General features: G+C 62.0%; 23 protein-coding genes and 1 pseudogene. 10 read left to right on the forward strand and 14 right to left on the reverse strand.

Annotated elements, in window-relative coordinates; translation table 11 throughout:
* Nucleotides 1–348: 348 nt before the first annotated feature.
* The 6 genes and pseudogenes from KUV26_RS22385 to KUV26_RS22410 form a co-directional block, all read right to left on the reverse strand.
* A complete protein-coding gene (locus tag KUV26_RS22385) occupies nt 349–1,188 on the reverse strand; it encodes a response regulator (protein WP_222510104.1) in 840 nt (279 codons plus the stop codon).
* A 321-nt stretch (nt 1,189–1,509) separates the two neighbouring features.
* Nucleotides 1,510–1,923 carry a glutamine synthetase gene (locus KUV26_RS22390; protein ID WP_222510105.1) on the reverse strand — a complete coding sequence of 138 codons (414 nt, stop codon included), beginning with the start codon at nt 1,921–1,923 and terminating at the stop codon, nt 1,510–1,512.
* Between the two features lie 6 nt (nt 1,924–1,929).
* Nucleotides 1,930–2,358 carry a hypothetical protein gene (locus KUV26_RS22395; RefSeq protein ID WP_222510106.1) on the reverse strand — a complete coding sequence of 143 codons (429 nt, stop codon included), beginning with the start codon at nt 2,356–2,358 and terminating at the stop codon, nt 1,930–1,932.
* Between the two features lie 545 nt (nt 2,359–2,903).
* Nucleotides 2,904–3,338, reverse strand: a complete 435-nt coding sequence (locus tag KUV26_RS22400) for a hypothetical protein (protein ID WP_222510107.1) — start codon at nt 3,336–3,338, stop codon at nt 2,904–2,906.
* 41 nt (nt 3,339–3,379) lie between these two features.
* A complete protein-coding gene (locus tag KUV26_RS22405; protein WP_222510108.1) occupies nt 3,380–3,601 on the reverse strand; it encodes a hypothetical protein in 222 nt (73 codons plus the stop codon).
* Nucleotides 3,602–3,756: 155 nt separating this feature from the next.
* Nucleotides 3,757–4,044: pseudogene (locus tag KUV26_RS22410) on the reverse strand (DsbA family protein); the annotation flags it as partial.
* A 297-nt stretch (nt 4,045–4,341) separates the two neighbouring features.
* Between KUV26_RS22410 and KUV26_RS22415 the strand changes: the two are divergent.
* The 7 genes from KUV26_RS22415 to KUV26_RS22445 all read left to right on the forward strand — a co-directional run bounded on the left by KUV26_RS22415 (nt 4,342) and on the right by KUV26_RS22445 (nt 11,490).
* On the forward strand, nt 4,342–5,325 hold the full coding sequence (locus KUV26_RS22415; protein ID WP_222510110.1) for a TRAP transporter substrate-binding protein: 984 nt from the start codon (nt 4,342–4,344) through the stop codon (nt 5,323–5,325).
* Nucleotides 5,325–5,861, forward strand: coding sequence for a TRAP transporter small permease (locus KUV26_RS22420; protein ID WP_222510111.1), 537 nt, complete (start codon nt 5,325–5,327; stop codon nt 5,859–5,861). Before KUV26_RS22415 ends, KUV26_RS22420 begins: the two co-directional genes overlap by 1 nt.
* Nucleotides 5,858–7,138: a TRAP transporter large permease gene (locus KUV26_RS22425; protein WP_222510112.1), complete on the forward strand. Its 1,281-nt coding sequence runs from the start codon at nt 5,858–5,860 to the stop codon at nt 7,136–7,138. The genes KUV26_RS22420 and KUV26_RS22425 overlap by 4 nt, the downstream gene beginning before the upstream one ends.
* A 79-nt stretch (nt 7,139–7,217) precedes the next feature.
* Nucleotides 7,218–7,970: an aspartate/glutamate racemase family protein gene (locus KUV26_RS22430; protein ID WP_222510113.1), complete on the forward strand. Its 753-nt coding sequence runs from the start codon at nt 7,218–7,220 to the stop codon at nt 7,968–7,970.
* A complete protein-coding gene (locus KUV26_RS22435) occupies nt 7,954–8,694 on the forward strand; it encodes a GntR family transcriptional regulator (protein ID WP_222510114.1) in 741 nt (246 codons plus the stop codon). Before KUV26_RS22430 ends, KUV26_RS22435 begins: the two co-directional genes overlap by 17 nt.
* The gene (gene hydA / locus KUV26_RS22440) at nt 8,687–10,102 is read left to right on the forward strand and encodes a dihydropyrimidinase (RefSeq protein WP_222510115.1); all 1,416 of its coding nucleotides are present in this window, start codon (nt 8,687–8,689) and stop codon (nt 10,100–10,102) included. The genes KUV26_RS22435 and hydA overlap by 8 nt, the downstream gene beginning before the upstream one ends.
* A 194-nt stretch (nt 10,103–10,296) precedes the next feature.
* Entirely contained in the window at nt 10,297–11,490 is a 1,194-nt protein-coding gene (locus KUV26_RS22445) for a pyridoxal-phosphate-dependent aminotransferase family protein (RefSeq protein ID WP_222510116.1), read from the forward strand.
* A 103-nt stretch (nt 11,491–11,593) separates the two neighbouring features.
* Here KUV26_RS22445 and KUV26_RS22450 read toward each other — a convergent pair whose 3' ends face one another.
* Nucleotides 11,594–12,325 carry a GntR family transcriptional regulator gene (locus KUV26_RS22450; protein WP_222510117.1) on the reverse strand — a complete coding sequence of 244 codons (732 nt, stop codon included), beginning with the start codon at nt 12,323–12,325 and terminating at the stop codon, nt 11,594–11,596.
* A gap of 169 nt (nt 12,326–12,494) precedes the next feature.
* Between KUV26_RS22450 and KUV26_RS22455 the strand changes: the two genes are divergently transcribed.
* Complete coding sequence (locus tag KUV26_RS22455) at nt 12,495–13,256, forward strand: fumarylacetoacetate hydrolase family protein (protein WP_222510118.1); 762 nt, start codon at nt 12,495–12,497, stop codon at nt 13,254–13,256.
* A 48-nt stretch (nt 13,257–13,304) separates the two neighbouring features.
* On the opposite strand, the gene KUV26_RS22460 is transcribed toward KUV26_RS22455, so the two are convergent.
* The 6 genes from KUV26_RS22460 to KUV26_RS22485 all read right to left on the reverse strand — a co-directional run bounded on the left by KUV26_RS22460 (nt 13,305) and on the right by KUV26_RS22485 (nt 19,164).
* Nucleotides 13,305–14,699 carry an amidase gene (locus KUV26_RS22460; protein WP_222510119.1) on the reverse strand — a complete coding sequence of 465 codons (1,395 nt, stop codon included), beginning with the start codon at nt 14,697–14,699 and terminating at the stop codon, nt 13,305–13,307.
* Between the two features lie 3 nt (nt 14,700–14,702).
* The gene (locus KUV26_RS22465; RefSeq protein WP_222510120.1) at nt 14,703–16,010 is read right to left on the reverse strand and encodes a TRAP transporter large permease; all 1,308 of its coding nucleotides are present in this window, start codon (nt 16,008–16,010) and stop codon (nt 14,703–14,705) included.
* Nucleotides 16,011–16,064: 54 nt separating this feature from the next.
* Nucleotides 16,065–16,619 carry a TRAP transporter small permease subunit gene (locus KUV26_RS22470; protein ID WP_222510121.1) on the reverse strand — a complete coding sequence of 185 codons (555 nt, stop codon included), beginning with the start codon at nt 16,617–16,619 and terminating at the stop codon, nt 16,065–16,067.
* 60 nt (nt 16,620–16,679) lie between these two features.
* Nucleotides 16,680–17,711, reverse strand: a complete 1,032-nt coding sequence (locus KUV26_RS22475) for a TRAP transporter substrate-binding protein (protein ID WP_222510122.1) — start codon at nt 17,709–17,711, stop codon at nt 16,680–16,682.
* A 26-nt stretch (nt 17,712–17,737) separates the two neighbouring features.
* Nucleotides 17,738–18,523: an aspartate/glutamate racemase family protein gene (locus KUV26_RS22480; protein ID WP_222510123.1), complete on the reverse strand. Its 786-nt coding sequence runs from the start codon at nt 18,521–18,523 to the stop codon at nt 17,738–17,740.
* Nucleotides 18,524–18,651: 128 nt separating this feature from the next.
* Complete coding sequence (locus KUV26_RS22485; RefSeq protein ID WP_222510124.1) at nt 18,652–19,164, reverse strand: hypothetical protein; 513 nt, start codon at nt 19,162–19,164, stop codon at nt 18,652–18,654.
* 253 nt (nt 19,165–19,417) lie between these two features.
* Here KUV26_RS22485 and aroQ point away from each other — a divergent pair, with 253 nt between their 5' ends.
* Nucleotides 19,418–19,867: a type II 3-dehydroquinate dehydratase gene (gene aroQ, locus KUV26_RS22490; protein ID WP_222510125.1), complete on the forward strand. Its 450-nt coding sequence runs from the start codon at nt 19,418–19,420 to the stop codon at nt 19,865–19,867.
* Nucleotides 19,868–20,156: 289 nt separating this feature from the next.
* Here the strand turns inward: aroQ and KUV26_RS22495 are convergent, their stop codons facing one another.
* A complete protein-coding gene (locus KUV26_RS22495; protein WP_222510126.1) occupies nt 20,157–20,807 on the reverse strand; it encodes a MarR family winged helix-turn-helix transcriptional regulator in 651 nt (216 codons plus the stop codon).
* Between the two features lie 35 nt (nt 20,808–20,842).
* Here KUV26_RS22495 and KUV26_RS22500 point away from each other — a divergent pair, with 35 nt between their 5' ends.
* Nucleotides 20,843–21,886, forward strand: a complete 1,044-nt coding sequence (locus KUV26_RS22500) for an ABC transporter substrate-binding protein (protein WP_222510127.1) — start codon at nt 20,843–20,845, stop codon at nt 21,884–21,886.
* The last annotated feature ends 8 nt before the right edge of the window (nt 21,887–21,894 follow it).

The raw sequence follows: 21,894 nt of genomic DNA on the forward strand, positions 1-21,894 counted from the left end.
AACAAAAAAATCTCGCTTTCGGCAACAGAGTACGGCGGTAGCCAGGTTAAGCGGCGCGGTGCCGGTAGATGTACCTACGCCGGAGAATAGTACCTGCATACGCACAGGAGCGGCTCAAGCCTCCACCTACAAATCCGACCGCTTTTGAATGGCTGCGATCAGAGCATTGGGCACTTGGCTGGCGCGGGTCTCCGCTCGCCCGTACCAGAAGTGGGTAAACGACGTAACCTTTTGGAATGAACTGCCTACCCCACTTGCTGATAGTAGCTGGTGACATGCTCCCCGCAGAGCCCGCGATTATCGCTCACTCCTCAGCTTGGGGCAACGATGTCTCCGACATCTCGATGGTTAATGCAACGAACCCTGACCTGCTCCACGCTGGTCCCTCTCTAATAGCGAGATTCTGCGGGCTTGGCGAACAGCCAACCAAACCTGCTCCTCGGTATAGGGCTTCGAGATCACAAATGCAGGTTCTGGCCTTTCACCGGTCAGGAGCCGCTCCGGGGCGGCCGTTAGAAATACCACCGGGCACCGGCCATGCGTTTGGGGAAGACCGTTCACTGCACCGATGCCACTGGCACCACCGGCCAACCGGACTTCCGACAATACGAGGTCCGCAGGGAATTCCGCCGCCAGTTGTCGCGCTTCTGCCCCGTTTCGAGCAACACCGACAACACTGAGACCTGCACTTCGTGCAATCTCCGAGAGGTCCAAGGCAAGGACAGGTTCATCCTCGATAATCAGGACTCGTCCTGTGAGCCCCTTCTCCTTCTCTTCATGGGCAATGGAGACCGAATTTGACACATCTTTGTCATCCGCCCGCAGAATGACACCGGTCTCCTTCTCGCTGAAGCCCTCGATCGTGCGTAAAAGCAGCACTTCCCAGCAGTTTAGGGCCGGCTGCCATAGGGACGGCGGTGCTTTGGAGAAACTGCCAGCCTGCTTTTCACCTTCTTCCCCCAAAGCGATGAAAGTGTGCCGGAATTCTTGGAACGCCCGGAATAGAGCCACTTTGGGATTGATAGAGCGGTCATACTCTACTTCCCCAGTCAGAATGGCCTCTCGGGCCGCGTGAACAAGCCTATCGCCAATGGCCTGGCTGCCGGTCAAAAACCGAGCAAATCGGCGAAGGAACGGCAGGTTTGTTCCGATCTGCCTCCCTACCCTTTCAGCCGGTTGTCCAATCATGCTGTGAGGTCCATTTCACACAACTCCTTGGGAACAGAACGCATGAAGACGCATTGTGTTCCTTATGCGTTCAACAAAAATTAAAAATGCGCCACGGTGTTGCAAGGAGCCTCGCATTGAAGCGTGCTTCAGTTCAATGTGTTGAGGGCGGTCATTAGCAATACCACCGCTTTCCAGCCGCGCCGCAACAGCCTGCCGCTCGCTATGGCAAGACGACGCGCCGCTCGGCTACCAGCTCCTGATGGCACCCGAGGCCCCAGAACAACTCTCCTTCTTCTGGGGCTTGTCCATTCTCATTTGATCCTCGAACCCGCAATCAGGTCACTTGAATTCGGCGCGATCTCCGTGCTCGCCCTCTAATATTGTAAACATGCGAGCTCCTATCCGGATTTCACCCATACCCGAGCGTTCGGCAAAGGGTTTCGCCGTGAAATTCGCTTCTACCCCATGACGCGCGGCCACCGAGCGCAGGATCTGTTTCAGATAAAGCGTGTCATCGGCGATCCGCAGCGCGTCGGCGCGGTGTTTCAGGGTCAGTTCGAACTGGCGCGGCCCGCCTTCGGAAGTCGCGGATTCGATATCGATGCCCGCGCGGTCGGCAAGCTCGTAGACCTCATCTAAAAAGGCGGCGCTCTGGTCGATCTCGGCGACCGAATAGATATTGTCTAAATCGCCGCTTAACGTCTCCGCCCCGAAACGCGCGGGGGCAAGCCCTTCGGCACAGGCCTCGACCAAATGGAATTACAGCTCGGTCGCGACCACCGGTGGCAGACCGCGCGCCTCAAAACGGGCTAAAACATGCGCGAGCATGCGGCGCGCATCGGAGAAGAAGGGAGTGCCATCCTCGACCTCCATCCAGAGAGGCAGGAGCGCGGCACGGCCCGCATCCGCGAGGACCGGTAATGCCCCGCGTCCGGTCGGGCGGCAGATGCCGTCGGTGTCGCCCCGCCCCAGCGTCAGACCGCTGCCGACAGCGTCACAGCCCCAGACATCAACACCGATCGAGGACATAGGCATACGGGCGCCATCGCGTTCGAGCTTTGCCAGCTGATCGGCTTCGCAGCGCTTGCCGCGAAAGATCCCGTTCAGATCACAGATTGCGGCGATGACATAGTCGGTGGGTTGTCCGCCTTTTATCGCGCGCATTCCGCAGTTTTCTAAGTTCATCATCGTCCTTTCTCTCCCACCACACTTGGGCCGGATCCGTCTTCCCTGCACGGGACAAGTCAGGTGTAGAGGAGTGCTTTGCACAGAACCCTACCCAAAACGGGGCAGACCGAGAGGCAGTCTGTCAGACTGGAAAATCGCCATTCGTCGAGCTGGAAACAACACTCGAAGGCGTGACCGGCGAAGGACGCTACAAGAGTTGTTTCTGCGTCACGACAGCTGACACGCGATCAGAAAGGCATTGATAGCACAACTTAATTTATGCGAGCGCATCGCGCCGAATGCTCTGCCCCCTGAAAACTGGAGCATTCGGAGCTATAGTGTTCCGCTAAATTTTCCAGGCTGGGAGGGGAGCCAAATCGTATGAAAGCTTCGAGCTTCACTGAGGCGCAACAGAGCTTTGTCATTTGTGGACAGTAGAGAGCAATAGAGAACCACGAAGAGCTAAGAAAAACCCGGAGCAGCGAGTGCGTCGGCGAGTTTAACTAATTATATTGAAATATTTTTTCCTCTGATTAAGTCAATCTACCCGACCTAATTTCTGCCCGCTACGCGTGCGGCTGACCGATGCAGTATTGCCGGTACGCATCGTGCTTCACGCCCTTGACCAGGGCCGGTTCCCAGCCTTTTGCAGGGTCATAGACGCGCATGGTCATCAAGGCGTTTTGCGGCGGCTCGTATGTGCCGAAACGGTTTTTGGCGGTGAACCGGGCGCAGACGAAGAAATCCTTTTCCGGGAACGGCCACAGGACGGCCGCGTAGCGGACTGGTCCCACGCTCACATCCTTTGTGGAGTCGCCTTCGGGAACTTTTGCGACCAACCATTGGTGCAGAGCTGCCATGCTCTGGGCCTTTGACGGTCCGCCAGCCGGAACAGGTTTCTCAAAGGTTATTGCGTGCTTGTCCGGTACGGAGCCATCATTCAGGCAGCCGGAAAGCGCCGTTGCGGCGAAGATGGCGGGGATAAATTGCTTGAGTTTCATGCTCGTGGTTTCCTCTTTTCCGGGAGACAGCTTCGGTGGCTTTAGCAGCCGTTGGCGAGTTTGACGCGCTCCAGGAGCGTTCTGCGTTCCGCCATCGCCGGGGCTTCTTTGTAGATTTGGGTGTCCGGGCTGCCGAACCCGCGCGCGACACTGGCCGCGGTGGCGGTTCCCACGTTGGAAATCGCCAGGGAGGATCCCGCGTTGGCGATGGCTCCAGTACCGAGGACCGGCAGGCCCGCAACTGCAACTGATCGATTGGTCATGTTCATTTGAAATTCCCCTTTTTGAAATCGCTGGACCGGCTTTACTTTCGGACCCTGTGGAGTAATCAGTTTGGCAGCGGCGGGCTGTGTTTGCCCGGCTGTGGGCCTCATCCAATGCCGAGGTATTGCAGCCATTGCCCGCCGCTGCCGTTATTTTAGATCGAGCCCTGCCCGCTGCCTTGCGGTGCGTAAATGATTGCCCGAAGGCGGCTCGCCGGCGCCGCGCCGCGGATGACTCCGCCAGGGCCGACAAAATACGGGGTGCCGGTTGCGCCGAGCGCGGCAGCCAGGCGCTTGGCCTTTTCCAGATCATCTGTGCCGATGCCTTCATTCACCGCAGCGGTGATTTCCTCCGGGTCATGCCCCAGTTCCGCGAGCGTGCGGATGGTGGTGGCTGCACTGGCCTTGCCTTGAACCGACATCATGCCATTGAAAAATTCGCGGTAACGTCGACGGCGCTTTAAGTTTCCCGTGGGCCGCGATCAGGGAATCACGGTTTCCTAGGTCGACTTTGGCCGGGCACTCCACCAGTCCCATGCCCCATCAGCACGATTTTTTAGGCTTTCTTAACATAGTTCCGCGCACCAAACTCAATAACTACTTTGCCTAAAGTGTAGCTAGATCAGTGCGTTAAGAGCAAAAAAATAAAAAACAAAAAATATTCTTGAGATTCCGAACGGCCTGCCGAATACTCCTCCCATCGCATGACTTCACGGGGATCGAGGGAGGAGCCCAAAGCCATGAAGCTTAAGAACACTTGTATTGCAGCCATCATCACTGCCTGCACAACAGCAGCACCGCTGCTAGCGGAAACCCTTCGCATTGGCGGTAATTTCCCCGCTGAACATTCCAGCTCCAAAGCCATAGAGCGTTTCGCCGATGCCGTCTCCGGAGCCACCGGCGGCGACCTGGAAATCGCCAGCTTCCCGGCCATGCAGCTGGGTGGCGCCAAGGAAAACGTAGACCAGGTTCGCACTGGCGTTATCTTCGGCACCTGGATTGGCACAGCCTACCTCTCACGCACCGTACCTGAGCTGGAGGCGGTCTCGCTGCCGTTTGCCTATCCGGACCGTGAAACAGCCTTCCGGGTGATCGACGGCAAGGTCGGCGAGCTGCTGGCCGAAGAGCTGGCGGATCAGGGCTTCGTCGCGCTTGGCTGGATGGAGCTGGGGTCGCGCAATGTGACAAACAGCACCCGTCCGATCGAATCCGTCAAGGATTTCGGCGGCCTCAAGATCCGTCTGCAACCGAACGAGACCCATCTCGCCACCTTCCGCGCCATCGGCGCCAGCCCGGTGTCGATGGGCATCTCTGAAGTCTACTCGGCTCTGCAGCAAGGCGTGCTGGACGGCCAGGAAAACCCCTATTCGATCATCAAGAGCCGCCAGTTCGAAGAGGTGCAGACCTACCTGTCGGACAGCAACCACTTCTTTGACTATATCGCTCTGGTGGTAAACAAGCGAAAGTTCGAGCGTCTGAGCGAAGAACAGCAGGCAGCCCTGCGCAAAGCCGCGGCGGATGCCGTCGCCTGGCAGCGCGCTCAGGCCGCAGCCGAGGACGATGCCGCACGGGTAAAACTGGTCGAGGCCGGCATGACCTTCACCGCTATCCCGGAAGAGGTCCGCAACGACCTGCGCAGCCTCACCGCACCGGTGATCGAGGATCTGAAGTCCCGCATCGACCCGGCCATCATCGACGCCGTGCTTGAAGAAGTGAACGGCTGATGTCTGCCCAGGTACAGCAGGGGCCCGCACAGGCGGGCCCCCTTTTCGGTCGATGCAAGACGGCCCTCAACCACATCGATACCTTGTCCAAAGGCGCCGTCATCACCGCGATGGCCGTAATGACAGGGCTGGTGATCATCCAGGTGGTGTTCCGCTATGCCTTCTCCAGCGCCATCGACTGGTCTGAGGAAGTCGCCCGTCTGGCCTTTGTCTGGGCCATGTTCCTGGCCATTCCGCACGGCATTCGCCACGGTGTCCACGTCGGCATCGACGCTCTGGTGGTGCGTTTCTCCGAGCGCGCGCAAGAGGCGCTGTTTCGGCTGTCGGCAGTTCTCGGTGCGGTGCTGATGGTAGTGATCTTCCGCGTCTGTGTTGATGTCACCCTCTACACCTGGCCCGAGATGATGCCGACTCTGCCGCTCACAAATGCCGTCTACTACATCGCCGTGCTGATTGCCGCGGTTCATTCGGTTCTGCATCTTCTCCTGCTGGCCTGGGGTGGCCGCAGCACCTGGTCCGGGAAGGCCGCGCAATGACCCTTACCGTTATTCTCATCTTCTTTGGCCTTGCCCTCTTGGGCACGCCGCTGGCCTTCGCTCTTGGCTTTGCCTCGCTGGGCGGGCTCCTGGCGGGCGGGATCGAGCTGTCGGTGCTGCCGCAGCGCATGATGCACTCGGTCAATTCCTTCCCGCTGATGGCGATCCCACTGTTCATGCTGGCTGGTGAGCTGATGGTGCGCGCCGGCATCATGCAGCGGCTGGTCGATTTCTCCAATTCCATCGTCGGCAAGCTGCATGGCGGCATGGCGCATGTGGCAATCGTGGCCGGCATGATGCTGGCGGCGGTCTCCGGCGCTGCCGTGGCCTCGGCCTCGGCGCTGGGATCGACGCTGGTGCCCGCGCTGCGGCAGAACTACGACGACGGGTTTTCCAGCGCGGTCGTCGCCTCCGCCGCCAACCTCGGCGCCATCATTCCGCCTTCAAACGCGATGATCGTCTATGCGCTGATGGCCGGCTCCACCGTTTCTGTCGGCGGGCTGTTCATGGCCGGCATCGTGCCCGGCATCCTGCTGACCGTCGGCTTCATGGCGCTGGGGTCCTGGGTCAGCTGGCGCAAGGGCCATCAGCTGACCGGCGACAGCTTCCGACTTGGCCACGCCCTGCGCGAGACCTGGCGGGCGCTGCCGGTGCTGCTGATGCCGATCGTGGTCGTGGGCGGCATCGTCGGCGGCGTCTTCACCGCCACCGAGGGCGCAGGCATCGCCGTGGCCTATGCGATGGTGATCGGCTTCTTCGTCACCCGCAAGCTGACCGTCGCGGACCTGCTGCCGTCGCTGTTCAACGCCGCGGTAGGCGCGGCCATGGTAGGGGCACTGATTGCCTTTGCCGCGGGCGTCACCTTTCTGTTCACCATCGACATGGTGCCCGCAGCGCTGGCAGGCTTCTTGGAAAACGTGACGTCCAGCCCGATGATCTTTTTGCTGATCGTGATGGTGGTCCTGATCGTGGTCGGCATGTTCATCGAATCCAACGCCGCCTACATCATGCTGGTGCCGCTGTTCGCGCCGGTTGCCCTCAGCTTCGGCATTGATCCGCTGCTGTTCGGCTTCCTCTTCGTGTTCAACCTGATCATCGGGATGATGACCCCGCCGGTCGGCGTGGTGCTCTTCGTGATGAGCGGCGTGACCCGGGTGCCGATGACCAAGCTGATCGCCAGCGTCTGGCCCTTTGTCGCGCTGCAGTACGCGGTGCTGGTGCTGTGCCTTGCCTTCCCCGGTATCGTGACCTGGCTGCCCCGCACCCTCGGCTACTGATCCGATGAACAGACACGACACGCAGAAACAAACATGCCGGCCCCGCTCCGGGCCGGCCCAGGACGAGCAAGGAAAACAGATGCGTATTCTGATGATCAACCCCAACACCTCGGAAGGGGTGACAGCGCGGCTCGAACAGGCAGCCCGCGCGGTGATGTCGCCGCAGACGGTGCTGGACAGCGTCACCGCGCCCGCGGGCGTGCCCTATATCACCACCCGGACTGAATCGCTGATCGGCGGCGTCTCGGTGCTGGAGATCCTGTCGGAGCACCACCAGGAGTACGACGCCGCCATCGTCGCCGCCTTTGGCGATCCGGGGCTGGGCGCCGCGCGCGAGCTGTTCGACCTGCCGGTGGTCGGGCTGGCCGAGGCGGGCATGCTCACCGCCTGCATGCTGGGCGGGCGGTTTGCCATCGTCACCTTTGCCGCCGCGCTGGAGCCCTGGTACCGCGAATGCGTCGCCTGGCACCGGCTCGAGGCGCGCTGCGCCGGGGTGCACACCCTGTCCGGCGCGTTCCGCTCGATCAATGACGTGCAGGAGGAAAAGGCCAGCCTCCTAGCCGAGCTCTGCAACCAGGTGGCGGCCAGCGGCGAAGCGGATGCGATCGTGCTGGCGGGGGCGCCGCTGGCCGGGCTTGCGGCGCAGCTGCGCGACCAGGTGCCGGTGCCGCTGGTAGACTGCGCCGAGGCCGCGATCGGCCAGGCCGAGACGCTGGCACGGCTGCGCCCCGCCAAGGCGCTGGCAGGCAGCTTCCGCCGCCCCGCCGCCAAGCCCTCGACCGGGCTCAGCCCGGCGCTCTCGGCCCGGATCGCCCATGACACCGCACAGTGACACTGCCGCGGCGGCGGTGCTGCGCCGCCGCGGCCCCGTCAGCCGGACGCCGCTGCATGAGCAGGTGGCGGACCTGCTGCGCGGCCAGATCGTCACCGGCCGCCTGGCGCCGGGCGAGCGGCTGCAGCTGACCGAACTGGCGCGCCAGCTGGAGGTGTCGCTGACCCCGATGCGTGAAGCGCTCAAGATTCTGGCCGAAGAGCAGCTGATCGAGCTGACACCGAACCGCCCGACCCGGGTGGCGCCGGTCACGGTGGCCGATACCCGTGCGCTGTTCGAGGTCATGGCAGGGATTGAATCCCAGGCTGCCGAGCTGGCCGCACAGCGCATGACACCGGCGGATCTGGCCCGGCTGGAGGCGCTGCACGCCGAGATGCTGCAATGCTTCCGCCAGCGCGACAACGAGGCTTATTTTGCCCTCAACAGCCAATTGCACGATCTGATCGCGGACAGCGCCGGCAACCCGATCCTGTCCCATGTGCGGGCCAAGCTGTCGCTGCTGGCCCGGCGGGTGCGCTTTGTCGCGGTGAACGACGGCAGCCGCCGCGAAGCAGCCCTGCAGGAGCATGAACAGGTGATGGCGGCGTTCCGCGCGGGCGATCCCGATGCCGCCCGCCGCGCCTGGCGCATCCATCTGCTGAACTCCGGCGACGAAGTCTGCCGCATCCTCGCGGTCAGGGGCCAATCCCTCCCAGAACAAAAGGAACCTACCCGGCATGCCTGAATTCGACCTTGCCATCCGCGGCGGCACCATCGTTACCGCCTCTGACCGCTACACCGCCGATATCGGCGTCCGCGGCGGACGTATCGTGCAGATTGCCAGCCGCATCACCAGTGCTGCCGAAGAGATTGATGCCTCCGGCCTGCTGGTGATGCCCGGCGGCGTCGACGCCCATGTGCATCTGTCCCAGCCCACCAGCGACGGCACTGTCATGGCCGACGATTTCGCCAGCGGCACCCGCGCCGCGGCGGCGGGCGGCAATACCACCGTGCTGCCGTTTGCGCTGCAGGAAAAGGGCAAGTCGCTGCGCGCCTGCGTGCAGGAGTACCACGCCAAGGCCGAGGGCAACTGTGTCATCGACGTCTCCTTCCATTTGATCGTCAGCGATCCCACCCCGCAGGTTCTGGGACAGGAGCTGCCGGCGCTGGTGCGCGATGGCTATACTTCGTTCAAGGTGTTCATGACCTATGACGACCTCAAGCTCGACGACAGCGAGCTGCTGGAGGTATTCGAAGTGGCACGCCGCGAGCGGGCGCTGGTGATGGTCCATGCCGAGGGCCACGACGCAATCAAGCACATAACCCGCAAGCTTGAAGAACAGGGCAAGACAGCCCCCTACTACCACGCCATCGCCCACTCCGAAATCGCCGAGCGCGAGGCCACCCACCGGGCGATCAGCCACGCCCAGCTAACCGACACGCCGATCATGATCGTGCATGTCTCCGGCCCCGACCCGATGGAGCAGATCCTATGGGCCCGCCGCCGCGGCCTCAAGGTGCTGGCAGAAACCTGCCCGCAGTACATCGCCCTGACCAAGCAGGACCTGGCGGGGCTCAACATGGATTTCGAGGGCGCCAAATACGTCTGCTCGCCGCCGCCGCGCGACCACAGCAGTCAGGAAGCGATCTGGCAGGGACTGCGCGACGGAACCTTCGACGTGTTTTCTTCGGATCACGCGCCGTTCCGCTTTGACGGGCCGGATAACACCGGTAAAAACAACCCAAACGCACGCACTTCGTTCAAATGGGTGCCCAACGGCATTCCCGGCATTGAAACCCGTCTGCCGATCCTGTTTTCCGAGGGCGTCAGCAAGGGCCGCATCACCGCCGAACGCTTTGTTGCCCTCACGGCGACGAACCCGGCCCGCACCTATGGGCTCTATCCCCGCAAAGGTTCGATCATGGTCGGCGCGGATGCCGATATCGTGCTGTGGGACGCGCAGAAGACCGCGCCAATCCGCCAGGAGGACCTGCACCACGGCGCCGACTATACCCCCTTCGAAGGGATGGAGATCACCGGGTGGCCGGTCCGCACCATCCTGCGCGGCAAGACGGTGGCGCTGGACGGCGCCGTCACCGGCGCCCCCGGCGATGGCGCCTACCTGGCACGCGGACCGTCCGAATTCGTCTGACCTGCACGGCCATGTCTGAAAGAACGGCGGCCGCATGGCAGCCGTTCTTGATTCTGTCCAGCGCTGTGAGCCCTGCAACGCTCAATGCATCGTTTACCCTTATTATTCAGCCCCTTAAGAATTATTTGATTATTTATCATATTTCAGGCAACCTGCTGAAATAAGCAAAATTTTCCAAACAGGGAGCCTTCGACATGTTCAAGCCAGGCAGGCATTTTTTGCAGATCCCCGGCCCTACCAATGTGCCCGACGACGTGCTGCGCGCGATGGACCAACCGACTATGGACCACCGCAGCCCCGAATTCGGCGTTCTGGGCCTACGGGCGCTTTCCAGCATCAAGACGGTCTTCAAGACAGCTGGCGATGTAATCATCTATCCGGCCTCGGGCACCGGGGCCTGGGAAGCGGCCCTGGCAAATACGCTGTCGCCCGGCGACAAGGTGCTTATGTGCGAAACCGGCCAATTCGCCTCGCTCTGGCGCAAGCTGGCGCTGCGGCTCGGGCTGGAGCCGCAGGTGATCGAAACTGATTGGCGCACCGGCGCAGACGTGGCGGCCATCGCAGCGGCGCTGCAGGCCGACACGGGGCACAGGATCAAGGCGGTCTGCGTGGTTCACAATGAAACCTCGACCGGCTGCACCTCCGACATCAAGGCGGTGCGGGCTGCCTTGGGCAACGCGGAGCACCCTGCCCTGCTGATGGTTGACGTGATCTCATCGCTCGGCTCGATCGACTACCGGCACGACGACTGGGGCGTGGATGTCACGGTCGGCGGCTCCCAGAAGGGGCTGATGCTGCCGCCGGGCCTGTCTTTTAATGCGGTCAGCACCAAGGCCAGGGCGGCCGCGGCCAAGGGCTCGATGCGCCATTCATATTGGAACTGGGAGGAAATGCTGAAGGCCAACAGCACCGGCTTCTTCCCCTACACCCCAGCCACTAATCTGCTCTACGGGCTGGTCGCCGCGGTGGACCGGCTGCATGCCGAGGGGCTGGACACCGTCTTTGCCCGCCACCAGCGCCATGCCGAGGCCACCCGCCGCGCTGTGCGCGCCTGGGGGCTGGAGGTGCTGTGCCGCACGCCAGAGCATTATTCAGGGGCGCTCACGGCCGTGCTGATGCCCGACGGCCATTCCGCCGATGCCTTCCGCAAGGTCGTGCATCAGCAGCTCAACATGTCGCTCGGCAACGGGCTCGGGCGGCTGGCAGACCGGGTGTTCCGGATCGGCCACCTTGGCGACTTCAACGACCTGATGCTGGCCGGCACGCTCAGCGGAGTGGAAATGGGGCTGAAACTGGCCGGGGTTCCGCACCAGTCCGGTGGTTTGCAGGCGGCACTAGAGTACCTGACGGACACCGCGTCCGGCGTGTGCGATGCGCAAGCTGCATAGCGCCAGCCTTCGATTCCCGCGCGGCGGCCGCATTGCCCGGCCGCTGTGCCATTACCGCCGGACTGGCACGGTTCGGCGGCGCCCGGCTGCCCCTGGCAGAATCTCAGGTCTGAGCGTCCTCGCGCTCTGCTTCCCAGACCTTCAAAATCCGGCAGGTTTCCTCGCCGGAACTGAGCAGATGACGCCGCCAGACCCTATGTGCCGCTTCGGCATCGCGCGCGCGCAGCGCCTGCATCAGCTCGTCGTGGTCCTGCATCGCTTCGATGCGGTGCGGTCCGGAGGCCACAGAAATGAACCGGGCCCGCTCGGCCCGGCGGGCCAGCTGAGCGCGCATTTCCTGCAGGATATCATTGCCGGCAAATTCAACGATGTTGTCGTGGATTTCCCGATTGAGCTCGAAGTACGGCTCCTTCTCGCCACGCTCATGGTGCCCGCGCATGGTTTCATGCAGCTGTTCCAGGCCTGCCAGCTGCTCTTCGGTGATGCGGGTGGCAGTCAGCTCGGCCGCGAGCGCCTCGATCCCCGCGATCACTTCGAACAGCTCCTTGGTGCCCTCGACCGTGATCGGCGCCACCCGGGCGCCGCGGTTCGGCATCAGCTCGACCAGCTGCTCCCCTGCCAGCACCTTGAGCGCCTCCCGCAAGGGTGTCAGCGACACCTGCAACTCTTCCGCCAGCTCGTTGAAACGGATCTTCTCGCCGGTTGGCAGAATCCCCGACACGATCATCTGGCGCAACTGGTTGACCACCTGCTCATGCAGGGACAGTCGGCTGATCGTCAGCTTGCCCTGGGCATTGTATCCTCTGCGCTTCTTCGGCGTCGGCTTCGTGTCCATACCAGCTCTTTCCTGCTTCAGGCCCGGCCGCAACGGGGCACGTTGACATTTACGCATCTGCATCCTGCCGGGTCAATTAGGTTGTTTGTCTGGGATTATCAACGCAATGAAGCAAATCGTATCACTAATCAAATCTCCGTAGCAGCCGTCGCAAGACAGAAAGGCAGACATGACCGAACTTCTCACAGACAAGGCAGAGGCGCTCGCCAGCGCCCTGGCCCGCAGCCGCACAGGCGGCCCCAAGACCGGCCTGAGTGTAGAGCACAGCGGGCCGCTCAGCGCCGGGCAAGCCTATCAGGCACAAGAAGCACTGGCCCAGAGGTTTGGGCCAGTCGGAGCCTTCAAGGTGGCGTGTAAACCGGGTCAGCCTGTGATCATGGCACCGATCTATGCTGCGGACATCCGGCCCTCCGGTCACAGCTTCCCCACTCCGAAGGGGGAGCAGATCGGCATCGAGCTTGAAATCGGCTTCAGAATACTCCGCCCGCTGCCGCAGCCTAGCACGGCTGAGTACCGGCAGCGGCTGCGGGACTGCGTCTCGCTGGTGCCGGTGATTGAGGTGGTGCTGACCCGGCTGGAGGATGCAGAGGCCGCATCACCGATGCTGCGGCTGGCGGACAACCAGCTGAACGGCGGCCTGGTGGTGGGGCCGGAGCGAGCGGACTGGCAGGATTTGAACCTCACCCAGGCCACAGCCACTTTGGATTTCGGCGGGACCCGCGTGCTGGACGGCACAGTGCCGGTGCCCGGCGGCGACGCGTTTGAGAGCTTCTGCAAGCTGGCGGAAATGACCGGCAGCCATTGTGGCGGGCTGCAACCGGGCCATGTGGCGATCACCGGATCGCTGAACGGTCTGCCCTATATCGATGCCGGAACCACGGTGAAGGGCTGCATCGAAGGCCTGGGTGAGGTGTCGGTCTCCTTCCCTTGACAAAGAACCGCTGCCGGCGGATGCGGCGGCAGCGGCCCTGCGCTTTCGTCAACCCTCCGCATAACGCGGCCAGCGCCAGCCGCTGCCTGCCTGCTCCATTTCCTCTGCCAGTGACAGCAGGAGGTCCTCGCTGTGCAGATCGCCGACCAGCTGGATGCCGATAGGCAGCCTGGCAGCATCCGGCTGAACCGGAACCGCGACCCCGGGATGGCCGCTGGCATTGACCCAGCCGGTATAAACCGCATGGCCGCGCGGCCCCGCCGCCTGCCCGTCGATCACTGGCGGATAGGCATCCCCGGCAGGCCAGGGCTGCGCCGCGGCCGAAGGCGTCAGTATCACGTCCCACTCGCCAAAGGCCTGCGACACCGCCGAACGCAGCCTGCGGACGTCCTCCAGCGCCGCGAACAGGTCAGGCGTGGGAATGCTGCTGCCCTTGGCTGCCATCTCCAGGTACTGCGGCGAGGCGCGCGCTGCCATCTCCGGCACCGTGGCTGCCAGATGCGCCAGCCCGATCTGGGCAAAACTGCCCCAGAAACGGTTCAGCGGCGCCAGGTCGAACGGCAGCGGGCCCGCTGTGACCTCATGCCCCAGAGAGGCCAGAAGATCCGCCGCCGTGCGCGCGGATTTCCGGATCGCCGGGTCGCAGGGATTATCCCCAAACTGCTCCGTATACAGCACCCTCAGGCTGCGCCGCGGCGGAGACACCGGAAGCCGCCCGCGCGAGGCCGGATCGGCCCGGTCGGCTCCGGTCAGCACTCCGAACATCAGCCGCAGGTCCCGGGCCGAGCGCGCCAGCGGGCCGGCCACCTCGAAATCCATCAGAATCTGCGGCAGCCCGCCGTGGCGCGGGATGGCGCCGATGGTGGGTTTCAGGCCGAACAGCCCGGTGTGCCCGGCCGGCCGCCGGATCGAGCCGCCGCCGTCCGTTCCCAGCGCCGCGGCTGCCAGTCCCGACGCCACGGCGGCCACTGCGCCGCCCGAGGACCCGCCGGGTGTCAGCTCCGGGTTCCACGGGTTCCGCGTGACCCCAAATTTCCGGCTGGCGGTATAGCCCTCTACCGCAAATTCCGGGCAGTTTGTCTTGCCGGTCAGGATTGCCCCCGCCTTCCGCAGCCGCTGCACTGGCAACTCATCGTGGCTCTGCACCGCACTGAACACTTCCCCGCCCCAGGCGGCAGGAAGCCCGCGCATCACCAGATTGTCCTTCAGAGCAATAGGTACACCCTCCAGCGGCGACCGCGCCCGGCCCTGCCGCAGCCTGAAAGCACTCTCTTCCGCCTGCGCCTCCAGGTCCGGAGCCAACGCCGCATAGGCGTTGATCCCGGGATTCAACCGCGAGATTCTATCGCGCAGCTCTGTGACCACCTGTACCGGACAGGCCTCCTGCCGTGCATAGGCATCGCTCAAACCACCTGCGCCAAGACGCCAAAAATCATTAGCCATGGCTCAGTTCCCCATCATCGAATTGGGCAGCCACAGCACCAGATCAGGCACCGCGATCAGCAGCAGGGTGAACAGCACCATGATCAGCGCATAGGGGATCGCGCCCTGCACCACATCACGGAACGGACCGCCATCCTTTCGCACGCCCTGAACCACGTAGAGGTTCATGCCGACCGGCGGCGTAATCATACCCAGTTCACACATCAGCACGATGAAGATGCCGAACCAGATGGGATCGATACCCACCGCAGTCACAATCGGCAGCGCGACTGGGATCGTCAGCACCTGCATCGACAGCACATCCATGAACATACCCAGGAACAGGTAGAAGACAATCAGCGCGATTAGCAGACCCGCAGGCGACAGCCCGAAGGAAGCCACCCATTCGGTCATCGTTTGGGCAATCCCGCCAAGCGCCAGCGTCACGTTCAGCATGAAGGCAGCGGTGATAATCAGCAGGATCATGCCGGTGGTCTTGGCGGTCTGGCGGAAGCAGTTGTCGAAGAACTCGACGCTCAGCTTGCCCTCGCGCCAGGCAAACCCCAGCGCCGCCACCACGCCGAGTGCCGCAGATTCAGTCGGCGTTGCGATGCCGAAATAGATCGATCCCATGACGATGGCGAAGATCACGGCCGGCGGCACCAGATGCACCAGCGCGGCGATGCGTTCTGACATCGGAACTTTCTGTTCCGACTGGCCTTCTGCACCCGGCAGAAACTTCGACTCCACTGCGATGTAGACCATGAACAGCAGCGTCAGCGCGACCCCGGGCACGATGCCCGCGATGAACAGTCGGCCGATCGATTCATTGGCGAGCGAACCGTAGATTAGCAGGTTGACGCTAGGCGGGATCAGAATGCCCAGGGTGCCGCCCGCCGCCAGCGAACCAAGCGCCTGCCGGGCGCCGTAGCCGCGGCTTTTCAGGGCCGGAAGCGCTACCGTTCCGACGGTTGCAGCAGTGGCAACTGACGACCCCGATGTGGCTGCAAACAGCGAGCAGCAGCCAATGTTGGTATGCAGCAGACCGCCAGGCAGCCTGCCCAGCCATAGCGCAAGCGTCCCGTACATCCGGTCCGCAATACCGCTGCGCAACAGCAGCTCACCCAGAAGGATGAACAGTGGCACCGCCGTCAGGATATTTTCATTCTGCACACCCCAGATCACAGGGCCCATCGAGTTCAGCAGCGGCCAGCCATACAGCATCACGCCGCCAATCACCCCCAGCACCACCATGATGACGGCAATGGGGAAACTCATGAGGAGCAGGCCCATCATGCTGAAAAAGCCCACAAATACCGATCCTATTCCCATACTTCTTCCTTTCCCGGTTGGTGTTCCGCCAGTTCTTGCACCGGCGGGGTGCCCTCAGCGGCGTTCGAGATCGCTCATTTCTTCCTCGAGTTCCTCAATGGCGCCTTTGGGGTGGAATGCCGCAGACACCTGGCTAAGACGGCCGGTCGCCACCATCACCGTGGCCCTGCAGGCGAGCCAGATCGCGCAAACTGCAAACAGGCACAGCGCCCCGTACCAAGCGGCCTGCGGATAGATGAGAGGAGTAGCCCAAGGAGTCGGCGCAGTGCTGCCATAGCTGAGTGTGTCGTCGATCACGATCCGTCCTACATAGAGGATGAACAGGCCGAAACCGGCGATCGATACGACCGATATCCAGTCCATGATGGCCTGCAGGCGGGCCGGAAAGCGCGCGTGCAGCACATCGATGCGGATGTGGGCCCGGTCCACCAGCGCCACCGCAAAGGCGAGGCTGGACCCAACGGCCAGCACATAGCCGCCTAGTTCATCCGCCCCTTCGAAGGAGAAGTTGAACAGTTTCCGGGACACAGTTTCGATGGAGACGAAAATGGAAAGCGCGACCAGCGCAGCACCGAACAACCGGCTGGCCAGCTGAGCAAGATAGTTCATTTGGGGAGGTCCTTTCGGAAGTCCTGGAAGGCAGCCGCGATGCCGCCTTCCAGTCCAGGATCAGTTGGTCAGGCCCAGAGCGGCCTTCCAGTCGGCGGAGCAGCTGGCGTTTGTTGCGTCGCAGACTTCCGCCCAGGCCGGGAAGGAAATCTCCGTCACTGCATTGCCGATGATCTCGCGGTCGCCTTCGCTGACTGGTACCAGTTTCAGGTCATAGGATTTGACCGTGTCGCAGGGGCTTTCGCCGACATTGCAGCGCACCGCATCGTCGAACAGCTCTTCCGAGTAGGCCCAGATCTCATCCACCAGCCCGTCAAACGCGGCTTCCAGCTTCTGCTGATCCTCCGGCGCCATCGCATTGTAGGTGTCCAGATTGATGCCATAGCCGTTCAGCGCCAGCTGAAAGGCAACCGGCAGCATGTATCCGGTGACCTCAGGCCAGCCTGCCGAGTTGGCAGAACTGGGGCCGGTGATGGCGCAGTCCACCACGCCGCGGGCCAGCGACTGATGCACATCCGGGAAACCGATTGGCACCGGGGTTCCGCCCACCGAGGCAACGAAATTTGCCAGGTTCTGATCATAGACCCGCACCTTCTTGCCCTTCAGATCGCTCAGCTGGCTGATTTCCGGCTTGCAGAACAGCACCTGCGGGCCGAACGGCCACACGCCAAGAAGCTTGGTATTGAACTTGGCTTGCAGCTGCGCATCCACAGCATCCTCGAAGGCATCTACCGTCTTGCGGCCCGTCTCATAGTCCGGGTTCAGTCCGACCAGATCGAGCCCGAGAATGGTCGGCTCGTCACGCGAAATCTGCGACATCCGCAGCGACACGATGTCGAACAGCCCTGCTTTGAGGATCCGCAGCTGCTCGGTATCCTTGATGCCGGTCACATCCAGCGGTTTGTAGTCGGTTTCGGCGTCCAGCCCCGAGCGCTCCGCGAAATTCTCGAAAAACGGCTGTTCCACATTCTTTTGGATCAGACCGGTTGCCACCGGCTGCCCCAGAACCTTCAAATCATAGGTTGCGGCCATGGCTCCGCCGGCAGCAGCAGTCAGCATTGCTGCCGTTGCCAATAGTATGGTCTTTTTCATCTTTATCTCCTTGCTGGGTTGCTGATTTATCCGCCGGCCGCTTCTGCGGCGGCCGTGCCGGAACCTCTGGAGGGCGCGAGCAATGCTCCGCCGTCGCGGAACAGGCGCCCCCATCCTTCAACCTGACGCGGGTCAGCCCCGGCCAGTTTCATGCAGTGCCAGATCGTGAAAGCAACGCTGTCGAGAACCGGAATGCCAAGTTCCTCCTCCAGCGCCGGCGCAATCCGCGTGCCGTTGAAATTCGTGCACTGGATGGCGATCGCGTCGGGTTTGCCCTCCGCCACCTCGCGCACCATGTCCGCGATCTGCTCCTCGCCATATTCGGCAAAGGAGTAGTTACCGGGATCCTCCAGCCGCCGGTCGCCGGTGCAGCTGTAGCCTTCGGCCGCAAAATTCTTCAGGATCGGTTCCTGAATTTCCGTCAGATAGGGCGTCACCAGCCCGTAGCTCTGCACATCCAGCGCCTCGAAGGCGGCGAACAGCGCCAGCGTCGAGGTCGTCGAGGGCACACCGCAGCGGGCCTCGATCTGGCGCACCAGTTCCTCGTCATTGTCCCGTCCCAGCCAGCTGCCCGAGGTACCGCCCCAGGCGATCACATCCATCCGCGCATCCGCCAGCAGCTCAGCCGCCGCCAGCTGCGGGCCGAACTTGAACTGTCCCAACGCATCGCCGCTCATTGAGATTTCCGTGACCCTGAACCGCCCGAAATGCACGGAGACATGATCCAGACCCGCCAGAACCGCCGCCGATTGCGGCTCCATGATCGTATTGGAGGACGGGGTCAGCAGACCCAGCTTCAACCGTGGTGCCATAAACTCGCCTTTCATGCCCATTGGATGACAACCAGAGTATCGGCCTTTGATAAAATATCAAATTATTAATTATATCTTGCTCATCACCATGTTTATTAACGATTATAATAGGCAGTTGCTCGTAAAAATCACTCCTGCCTGTTGAGAACGATGAAACAGCCAAGACAGATTCGCTTGGCTGGTGGCAGGCAAAGAGCAGCATCCTTCACAATGCGGGGTGCGCGGTAATCTTTGCCAGTTCTCATGCCGCTCGGCGCATCAGTAAGGGCAAGCCGCCGGACGCAACCGCGAGGCTTCAGTTCATAAAGAAAATCAGTGTCATTGCCGCTCCGACAGCTGTCACGAAATGACGCAGCAGATCGGTTCTCTCGATCCTGCGGCTCAAGCGGGCACCCGAATACCCTCCCGCGGCAGTGCTTACCGCCATAACCAGCGCTTGCTCCCAGGCGATCAGACCAGCGGTGGCAAAAAACAATTGCCGAAGTGAAGGAGAGCACCACTGACAGCATGTTCTTGAGCCCATTCATGCCATGCAGGCTACGGTAGCCGATCAGCCCAAAGGCGGCGAGCAGCATGATCCCCAGCCCGACGTTGAAATAGCCGCCGTAATCCGAAACCGCCAATACAACGGCAGCGGACACCGCCAGGCTAGCGCCCCCTCACCCTGCCCTTGCAACGGACCCTGGTGGAGCTTCTGGTCGCACTGGCCCGGTTCAACGCCACCCAGGCCGCGGGCATGCACCAGGCGCTGGTTCATGAACAGGAACGCTCCGCCGCCGCCTGAAACCTGAAATGGATGATCCTGCCACTGATGGCCCAGGCCACGGCGCGCGGCTTGACCGCCGCCATTGAAATTTGCGCGGGCATCACCCGCATAGGACCGAAAGACCCGTCATGACCCGTCCTGTCGTCTATGTCCTCAACGGTCCGAACCTCAACCTTCTCGGCACCCCCCAGCCGGAGATCTACGGCTACGAGACCTTGGAGGACGTGAAGCGCCTCTGCACCGAAACCGGGCAAGAGGCCGGGCTGGACATCCGCTTCCACCAGAGCAACCACGAAGGCGCGCTGGTCGAACTCATCCATGAAGTCCGCACCGAAGCCGACGGGATCGTGATCAATCCGGCCGCCTACACGCACACGTCCGTTGCCATCCGGGACGCGCTGGTGGCATGCGATTTTGCCATCATGGAAGTCCACATCTCCAACGTCCACCGGCGCGAGGCCTTCCGGCATCACTCCTATGTTTCCGATGCGGCGACCGGGGTGATCGCCGGTCTCGGAGTGGAAGGCTACGCCGCTGCTGTCCGGGTTTTCGCCCTCCATAAACAAACGGAAAATTGAACGGCTGCAGTAATACTGCCAGGTAAAGCTCCGATGTAATCTGAAGAACACCTCAGCCGTTAAACTAAAGACTTGGTGAAAGCCGCCCACCCTACGGATCATTGGCGCGGATGCGCTTGCACATGGATGACGTCAGGGGCGGTCACATCATTAAAGCCCTGCCCAGGAATAGATCGAACCTGAAGCACGGAGCCCTTTGAGGCAGGGCGCGAATTGCTGTGAAGATCATCTTCGCCCCAACATGAACTGCAGCTGCACAACGTCGCCTGACAAGGCCGCAGCAGGTCCCTTATTCTTGCCCATCCAGAAGAGCAGATAAGCCGGCTGCCAGAGCTTCCTGCTCAGCCGCCGGCAATCCGCGGCAAAAATCTGCCTCAAGTTTTGCTTGCAGCTCCATGGTTTCGTCAGCAAGAGCAATGCCTTCTTCCGTCAGGGCCACCAGCGTCACCCGGCGGTCGGTTTCGTCACTGCTGCGCGAGATAAGCCCCTTGCGGTCGAGCCTGTTCAGCATGTTTGACATGCCGCCTGAGGTGAAGAACATTGTCTCCAAAAGTTGTTTGGGGCTCATCTTGTAAGGCGCACCAGACGCCCGAAGCGTCGCCAAAACCCCATACTCCGGATATTTGAGGCCATAGGGCGCGAGGGCAGCGTTCAAACGCTGCATAAGCGCACTGTTCAGCGCAACCAGCCGGGCGCAGACCTCCTTGCCGGAAATTTCAAGACTCGGGACCTCCCGGCGCCACATATCCAGCCCGTTGCGCACCCGGTCTTCCGGTGTCGGACCAGTAGAAAAACGTTTCTGGCGCAGTTGCTGCATCGGAATCCCTTCTGTCTTTTCCGCATGTTCCCCGTTCTCAATGCTCCTGACAAGCAGGAAATAAAAGCTTTCACAAAAGGTTTTTAAAAAACTTTCTTGACAGAGACGTGGCAGTGGCTCCATCCTGACTGGCAGATATCAGCGACAGGGAGACCACCATGAAACTTCACGGCAAAGGGCGCGTCCTGCCCGGTATTGCTGCCTTGGCTGCAGGTGCCTTCGCACTTGCCTCGCCGCTGGCAGCCCAGGAAAAACTGACCATTGCGACCTTTGGCGGCTCTTTTCTTGATGCAGTCAAATCCTGCCATATCCCCGTATTCGAGAAGGCAACCGGCGCTGCCGTCGAAACCGTGCTCGGAAACTCCGTCCAGCATGCGGCTTCAGTCCGCGCGATGGGAGCCAGCTCGGATTACGACGTCGTTTACATCGACGATTCTGCAGCGATGCAGCTCAAGGCCGAGAACCTGCTGCACCCGCTGGACCGCGCCGTCCTGGCCAGTGCGGAGGAACTGGACCCGCGGGCTTTTGGCCCGGATGACGCCTTTGTAGTGTTCATGACCGGCGCGACTGCGATCGCCTACAACCCCGAAATGGTGGAGACCCCGCCATCCAGCTGGCGCGATTTGTTCGACGAGGCCTACAAGGGGCAGGTGGCTATTGGCGATGTCACCGGCACCGCCGGCTGGCAGTTCCTGCTTGCGGTCAATCGGATGGAGGGCGGATCGCCCGAGGATGTGACCCCGGGTATTGACGCCATCCGGCCACTCGCCCAGGACGCTGTTGTGCAATACACCCAAGCTGACCAGCTGCTGGCACTGTTTGCACGCGGCGAAGTGGCCATGGCGCCCTGGTACCCCGACCGTGCTGGCTCCGCCGCGGACGAGGGCCTGCCGATCGCCATTGCTTATCCCGAGGAAGGCGCCGTCGGCATTCGCCCCACCCTGCTGATCCCCGAAGGCAGCAGCCAGAAAGAACTCGCCGCAGCCTTTGTCGACACAGTTCTGTCAAAAGAAGTGCAAGAGTGCTTTGCGGAAACCAAATATGCGGGACCGATCAACCTCAGGGCGGAGCTTTCCGAGAAGGCCGCCGCCATCGTTCCAAATGGCGCGACGCTGGAATCTCTGTGGTTCCTCGACCCGGCAGTGACCTCGGCGCAACTGCCGGGCTGGATCGACCGCTGGCAGCGCGAAGTCGCGCGCTGAGCCTGCAG

It is taken from the genome of Leisingera daeponensis, from assembly GCF_019801465.1.
In the GTDB taxonomy this organism is placed as follows: domain Bacteria; phylum Pseudomonadota; class Alphaproteobacteria; order Rhodobacterales; family Rhodobacteraceae; genus Leisingera; species Leisingera daeponensis_A.